The sequence below is a fragment of the Holdemanella sp. DFI.5.55 genome (assembly GCF_020593575.1).
Classification (GTDB): Bacteria; Bacillota_I; Bacilli_A; order Erysipelotrichales; family Erysipelotrichaceae; genus Holdemanella; species Holdemanella hominis.
In genome coordinates, this window is record NZ_JAJDMK010000091.1 from 1 (window position 1) to 7,092 (window position 7,092).

6 protein-coding genes and 1 tRNA gene are annotated in these 7,092 nt (G+C 34.2%); 1 reads left to right on the top strand and 6 read right to left on the bottom strand.

What is annotated here, in order from left to right; all coding sequences use genetic code 11:
- The first annotated feature begins 133 nt into the window (after positions 1-133).
- Positions 134-1,327, top strand: coding sequence for an FprA family A-type flavoprotein (locus tag LJE08_RS12170; protein ID WP_217256106.1), 1,194 nt, complete (start codon positions 134-136; stop codon positions 1,325-1,327).
- A 14-nt stretch (positions 1,328-1,341) separates the two neighbouring features.
- On the opposite strand, the gene LJE08_RS12175 is transcribed toward LJE08_RS12170, so the two are convergent.
- The 6 genes from LJE08_RS12175 to LJE08_RS12200 all read right to left on the bottom strand — a co-directional run bounded on the left by LJE08_RS12175 (position 1,342) and on the right by LJE08_RS12200 (position 7,032).
- Positions 1,342-2,649, bottom strand: a complete 1,308-nt coding sequence (locus LJE08_RS12175; protein ID WP_227403361.1) for an RsmF rRNA methyltransferase first C-terminal domain-containing protein — start codon at positions 2,647-2,649, stop codon at positions 1,342-1,344.
- Positions 2,646-3,833: a M23 family metallopeptidase gene (locus tag LJE08_RS12180; protein ID WP_227403362.1), complete on the bottom strand. Its 1,188-nt coding sequence runs from the start codon at positions 3,831-3,833 to the stop codon at positions 2,646-2,648. The genes LJE08_RS12175 and LJE08_RS12180 overlap by 4 nt, the downstream gene beginning before the upstream one ends.
- A gap of 39 nt (positions 3,834-3,872) precedes the next feature.
- Positions 3,873-5,006 carry an O-antigen ligase gene (locus LJE08_RS12185; RefSeq protein WP_186998786.1) on the bottom strand — a complete coding sequence of 378 codons (1,134 nt, stop codon included), beginning with the start codon at positions 5,004-5,006 and terminating at the stop codon, positions 3,873-3,875.
- Between the two features lie 52 nt (positions 5,007-5,058).
- Positions 5,059-5,133, bottom strand: a tRNA-Thr gene (locus LJE08_RS12190).
- A 33-nt stretch (positions 5,134-5,166) separates the two neighbouring features.
- Positions 5,167-6,444 carry a hypothetical protein gene (locus tag LJE08_RS12195; protein ID WP_186998785.1) on the bottom strand — a complete coding sequence of 426 codons (1,278 nt, stop codon included), beginning with the start codon at positions 6,442-6,444 and terminating at the stop codon, positions 5,167-5,169.
- 36 nt (positions 6,445-6,480) lie between these two features.
- Positions 6,481-7,032: a SagB/ThcOx family dehydrogenase gene (locus tag LJE08_RS12200; RefSeq protein ID WP_227403363.1), complete on the bottom strand. Its 552-nt coding sequence runs from the start codon at positions 7,030-7,032 to the stop codon at positions 6,481-6,483.
- Between the last annotated feature and the right edge of the window lie 60 nt (positions 7,033-7,092).

A 7,092-nucleotide genomic window follows, 5' to 3' on the forward strand; every position in this document is an offset into this window, starting at 1 on the left:
AAAACAGCTTAACCCCTTGGTTTTACGCCACTTTTGAGAAAGTATTTAATTTTTCATAGAAAAATATAAAAGATGCAAATGAATAGACATATTCTCTAAATAATTATACAATAAAAAAAAGAGGTGAACAAAAATGAAAAGAGCTAAAAAAATTATTGATAACGTGTACTGGGTTGGGGTTAGAGACTTAAATAACCGCCACTTCCATGGTGATTTATATCCAATTGATGAAGGTTGTACATATAATGCCTACTTAGTTGTAGATGATGAAGTCACACTTTTTGATACAGTCGAAGAAGAATTCACAGAAGAACTATTGGAAAGAGTTGAATCTGTACTTCAAGGAAGAGAAATTGACAATATTGTTGTTCAACATACAGAACCAGATCATTCGGGTGGATTTAAAAAAGTATATGCCAAATATCCAAACGCAAAAGTTTACGCATCTATTTCTGGAAAGAAGAATATGATTGAACAATACTTTGATCAAGTTCCATATCAGGTCGTAAAGACAAATGATACAATCAACACAGGAAAATATGACTTTGTCTTTGTCGAAATGCAAATGATTCACTGGCCAGACAACATGTTGACATATTGTCCACAGTTAAAAACTGTATTCTCAAACGATGCCTTTGGACAGCACATTGTAAACTTTAATCTAACCGATGAAGGATTGGATAAAGCATATTGTTTAAAACAAGCCAAAGAATACTTTGCGAATATTGTTTTACCATATACAACACCAGTGCAGGCTAAATTAAATCTAATTCTAGGCATGAATTTAGACATTGAATATATCATGCCGGCACATGGTATTATCTGGAAAGATTATATTGCAGATATTATTGAAACATATAAAGATATCGCAACACAAAAAGCCGCAAACAAAGCTGTTATTGTATATGAATCCGTATGGAAACATACGCAACAGATTGCTGAAAGCTTAGCCGAAGGATTCAGCGATGCTGATATGGATGTAAAAGTCTATCAATTATCGGATACAAAATCTAGTATTGTGATGCGCGAAATCATGGATGCCAAAGTTGTATGTATTGGATCTGGAACCTACAACAATGTCATGGCACCAAGTGTAGCCGCTTTCCTTGAACACATTCGTCCATGTAAATTTAAGAACAAAAAAGGGTTGGCCTTTGCTGCATACGGATGGTTTAACCAAGTTGCCAAAGAAATCGATACAAGAATGCAACAATCTGGAATCGAATCATGTCACGATGTGATCAATCAATGTTACACACCAAGTGACGATCAATTAGAAGACTATTTTAATGTCGCAAAAGAAATCGCAAAAAAATGCCAGGAATAAATTTCCTGGCATTTTTAGTCTATATTTACACGTGAATTTGGCAATAAACGAAGTCCTTTAGGAATCTTGTTTTTAATTTGTTTTCCATCACTCTTGCCAAAGCCAAACGGATGTCCCTTAAAACATACAGCCACATACCCTTTTTCGCATTCCTTTTGTAAAACTTCACCATGCATAAAAAGGTCCATTTCTTCTAGAGTTACATCCACTTTTCTTTTATAGTCAAAATCTGCAACCATATAAAAAGAATGACATGGCTCAAAACGATTCTTAATGACATCCCCTAAATATACGCCTTGACGTAATACTTTTATCTTTTTAAAATCCACAAACGGAACATCCATACCATATACTCTATCCTTATCTATATAGTAATAGTTTGGTAATGTATTCAATTGTTCCTTTAAAAATTTCTGAGTCACATTATCTATTTTTTTTAATTTTAGAACTGGAAGTTTACCTGCAACACCCGATTGTTTCTTGAATTTCGCAATGAAATGACCCTCACCACCATCCATCGGAAAGATACGACGCACATTCAAGTCTTTTAACCCTTTTCTTCCCCACGAAACTTCAGGATCCATCAAGACCATATCCTCATGTTTTTCTAAAAAATCTATGACAACATCTTCATCTTCTTCTAAAGCATATGTACAGGTTGAATACACCAAAGTACCGCCCGGTTTCAACATGGAATAGGCATGTTCTAATATTTCTTTTTGACGAGTCGCACAAATTTCAATATTTTCAATGCTCCAATTATTTAGGGCAATATCATGCTTTTTGATCATCCCCTCACCACTACAAGGGGCGTCCACTAAAATCTTGTCAAAACAAGCATCAAACACCTTCGTAAGCTTATCTACACTTGTATTAGTTACTGCCACATTTTTCACACCCATACGCTCAATATTAGACAAAAGGATCTGGGCACGCTTCGCATCAATTTCATTTGATACTAAATAGCCACTTTTTAAATGTGATGCGATCTGCGTACTCTTTCCACCTGGTGCTGCACATAAATCCAATACATAATCATCTTCTTGTACATCTAAAATTTCAACAGCACTTGAAGCACTTGGTTCTTGCAGATAAAAACAGCCACAAATATGGAAAGGATGATTTCCCAACGGCTTATCTACATAATAGCTTTCCTTACAGAACTGACTCGGATTATCCAAATAATCAAATTCATTCAATTCTGCCTTCTTTAAATTAATACGCATACCACGATATAAAGGTTTCGATAAAGATTCAATATAGGCATTATATTCATCTTTTAATAATTCTTGCATGCGAGAAAAATACATTTCTTGACTCATACACCCTCCAAAACGGTCTCAGGATCAATGCGACAAGCATAGCCTGAGCATGTTGCAGCCTCACTATAGCCACATCCAAAAGAAAAATCAGCACCGCTGTTTCTAAAATATTCTACGATTGAATTGAGATCCTGTTTTAATTCAAATACCTCTACATGCGTATGAGGCCCCGTTGAATTGCCACTGTTCCCACTTTTCGCTATAACTGTACCTTGACTGACTTGCTGGCCACTTGTCACATAGATTTCATTGGATAAATGCGCATAACTAATCGCATAAAGTCTATCATTTACGGCAACCACCATACAAATGGTATTTCCACCACCATTTGGCCATCCACACCAGTTTCCTAAATATCCATTGTTCGAATCCACTGGTGCATGGGCATACAATATGATACCATTGGCAACCGCTAACACATCACTATACATGGCACTTGCGATATCCAAACCTAAATGAAGACCTCCATCCGGATAGGACCAGCATCCAGCACTGATTGTACCATTTTCAACCGGATTTTGCCAAAAAGAACTATATGAATCAATTTCATAATTTCCATCCACCAAACAAGACATACCATTTTGTTGCCACGATTCATAACCTCCAAAATCTGGCAATTGCTCAGTTCCTGAAATCATAGAATCTTCATTATGTTGCCCAGATTCATTGATTTGTGCTAAATGTGAAAATCGTTTTAATAAACGACTTTGACAATTCGATAATCTTTCAAGATATTCATCATATAACAATAACGTATTTTTATTCTTATCGAACTGTTTTTTATATTTCAAATATTCTAATTCAACATTTCTATATTCATCAAAGTACAACGTCATATTCTTTTGAATCTTATATGGATACAAGATAGAGTTGTTTCTTTGAATCGCTTGTAATTCCAAGCCATATTCCATTTTTTTCAATTCATAATAATTCTTTTTTTGTTTATACCTACGTTCAAGTTCATCCACAAACTTTTCTTGTTTATCCATTTCAATCCGTAAATCCGTTTTTTTAGATGTAACATCCATCGCAATATCCCTACATTTTAAAGATAAAAAACTAGCCCTATCTTCATTAATTGTATCGACTTTGGATTCTATATTTGAAATTAAAACTTCATAACTTGGCACAATCATCGATTGTAAACCAATAAAAAAACAGACAAAAAGTGATATACATTTCATAAAACTCCTTCTACTGTCTGTCTTCTAAAATTATTATATTTATTTTTCTAAGTACATGCAAGCACTATTTAAAATGATAAAACATAAAGTTCCTGTTGTGACAATATTTAATGTACAATCCAACAATCCATATATCAACACAATCGCAATAAAACACATCATCATGCCAAATAGTGCAGGATTTTCTTTTCTTGTATTCGAAGTAAAGATTTCCTTATTTAGCACAAATGTATATGCCAAAAGCACTACTGTTCCAACAACTCCATACGACAAAATGGAATCAATATAAATATTATGGGCATGAGGTGCCTTATGACCATGTACTAATGGATAAAACTTCTGATATGTCTGCGGACCCCATCCAAAGAATGGATACATTGAAATACACATAAATGCTGTCTTCCAAATCTTAATGCGAGAGGCAAAAGTTGACATATCACTGATTCTTGGAATCAATGTTGGTTTTAAAAATACTAAACCACATATACCAAGTTCGAATACAATGGATGTGATAAACAGTTTTTTCCATCGCACACAATAAAGAAATATAGGAAAAATCACCACAAATGGTAATAACGCCGTTCTAGATCCCGTTAAATATAGAACAAAGAAATTAAACAGTGCAATTATAAAATAACAAATCTTACAAAGAATATTGTCGTTTTTCACAAAACGATACATACACATCACGCATACAAAATCAATGACCATCGCATAGATATTCGCATTCATAAATGTCGAAGTAATTCTTCGTTTTGGTGAATTGAAGATATGAAATTCTAAAAATGTTCGTCCATTCGCAAGGGAAATCTGATTAAACTGATACAAACCGTAGATAGCCGCAAATACCGACAAAATAATAATAAGATCACACATCTTTTCAAATGTACTTTTTGTGATACTTCTACGATAATAGGCTCCATATAAACCAATCAACACAAACAACCATGTATTGCCAAAACCTGTCCAGTTCGAATGGAAGATGGAAACTATAAATTCCAATACGTTAAAGCTGTAAAAGAGAATTGCGCCCGTTTGATTCTTTATGGCATCCACCATTTTATGTCGGCATAATGCTTGTATTAAAACGCATGCGATTCCTACACTTGCGATTTGATAGGGCAAAAACAGAAAGGCAGTTGCCAATAAAATCATTTTTTCATCTAAATTCATAGATTCTCCCTTCAAAAAAATAAGCTGGTTGAACCAGCTTAATTTCAAAACATGGTGCCGACTATCGGATTTGAACCAATGACCTACGCGTTACGAGTGCGTTGCACTACCACTGTGCTAAGTCGGCATAAAGACTACCCTATTAGAATAGTCTTATTTTTTAAGATTGTAAAGCAGAAATCTGTTGTTGATAATATGTAATTTGTTGCTGCAAAGAAGACAACATCTGATTATTTGTATCAATCTGAGATTGAATATCTGCAGTATCTTCTCCATTTTGTTGCGCATATGCCAAATCAGACTCTAGACTCTGTGCATATTGTGCATACGTATTGTAGTCTTGCTGCAAACTATTCAAGCTTGTTTGATATTCTTTAACCTTCTTTTCATTCTCTGCTTTTTTAGCTTCTTCTTCCTGACGAGCCTTTTCCTCGGCAGCCGCCTTTAATTCACCCTGTTCTTTACATAGATCAATAAAGTCTTTGCCTGTCTTTGATTTTGATAAAGTATCCACTTCATCTTTTAAATTTTTAGATAATGAACTATATGTAGACTGCATATCGGCTACAGCCATCTTTTCTTCATCCGATTTTGATTCCCAACCATTTAATAAACCAACAATTTGTTGATAAGCAGGAAGTTTAACTTCTTCTTTATCATGATGAAGCTGCTTCATATCTTTCAACAAAGCCTTATATGTTTTGCCAGTCTGTTCTTTAAAATATTCATTGATTGAAGTCTTTTGTTTATCCAAAAGCTTTTGATAATCTTTATCCAAATCTAGAAGCTCTAATTTCTCAGCATCTGACATCATATTATCTCCATACTCATCCGCATAAGACACTAATTTATCATATGTTTTTTGTTGCGTTTCAGAAACAATATTTTGTGGATCATACACCAAAACCTTATATGCATATCCACCTAAGGCAACCAAGCCTACTAAGATTACGCATAACACAATTTTTGTGATCTTCTTCAACGGTTTCTTTTCTTTGACTTGTTTATTCTTAGACTTCTTTTCTTTTGGTTTATGTTCCTTTTTTTCTTTCTTTTCGTTTGGATTCTTTTCCTTTTGGATAACTACCTCTTCATTTTCGTCACCCTCATTTGACATATTCTTTAACATCGCATGCACAAGATCTAATGCCTCATTGGATTGTTCCTTTTCTATCGAAGAAGTTGTAAAATCATCATCCATGTCTTTTAAATCATCTTCATGCTCCTGATAAAACTGTTCTTCTTCCTCAATTGTTTTTTGACCACGCTCTTTACGAAGCATATCTAAAGCTGAAGACATTGTCTTTTCAGCCTGTCTTCTTTCTGCTTCAGACATCTGATGAACCACTTTAGGCTTTTTTAATTCATCGTTATATTCTGTTTTTTTATCTAAAAGTGCTTTTGAATAAGCATCTATATTCTTATCATTTTTACTCATAATATATTTTCCTTAGTTCGAATCTATTTTAACACATTATAAGCCTTCTTTTTCAACAAATTCATAAAAAGATTTTTCTTTCACAAAATCCTCTTTATTCACCTTCCCAATCGGCTGCGCATAAATAATGAATTCATTTTCGCCTTCCAATTCAAACATTTCATCACAAATCCTTGTCACACACGCTCCAATTCCACAAGTTCCTAAACCAATACTTGTGCTTGCCAAATATATATTTTCTCCAACATGGCCTAAATCCACTAAAGCTATTCGATGCGCAAGATATCCATAGCGCCATTCGGTACGATATGGAATATAGCTGAAATAGAAAATCACATTGGCTTTTAAGGCCCATAATTGATCACATAAGGAAGATGCCAAAACATCACTTATCTTTTCAATTGGATTTAAAAACTCAATACGATGTTCCATAGGCAAATAATGATAGGTTCCAGAGATTAACCCTTCTACATTTTGACATACAAAATACAATTCAAAACCATGTCTAGCTCCTCCAGAAGGTACAGTACGCAAGGTCGCATATTTCTTCCCACGAATTTGTTTCACACCTTGGCAAGTCCACAACATATAAGACCTGAATTATTCATGAAAAGATAATAAAAGAAGATTAGCCTTGTTGATGGATCC

Excerpts from the sequence above, each read along its gene's own strand:
- LJE08_RS12170 (WP_217256106.1), top strand. The coding sequence starts at position 134 with ATGAAAAGAGCTAAAAAAATTATTGATAACGTGTACTGGGTTGGGGTT.
- LJE08_RS12175 (WP_227403361.1), bottom strand. The coding sequence starts at position 2,649 with ATGAGTCAAGAAATGTATTTTTCTCGCATGCAAGAATTATTAAAAGAT.
- LJE08_RS12180 (WP_227403362.1), bottom strand. The coding sequence starts at position 3,833 with ATGAAATGTATATCACTTTTTGTCTGTTTTTTTATTGGTTTACAATCG.
- LJE08_RS12185 (WP_186998786.1), bottom strand. The coding sequence starts at position 5,006 with ATGAATTTAGATGAAAAAATGATTTTATTGGCAACTGCCTTTCTGTTT.
- LJE08_RS12195 (WP_186998785.1), bottom strand. The coding sequence starts at position 6,444 with ATGAGTAAAAATGATAAGAATATAGATGCTTATTCAAAAGCACTTTTA.
- LJE08_RS12200 (WP_227403363.1), bottom strand. The coding sequence starts at position 7,032 with ATGTTGTGGACTTGCCAAGGTGTGAAACAAATTCGTGGGAAGAAATAT.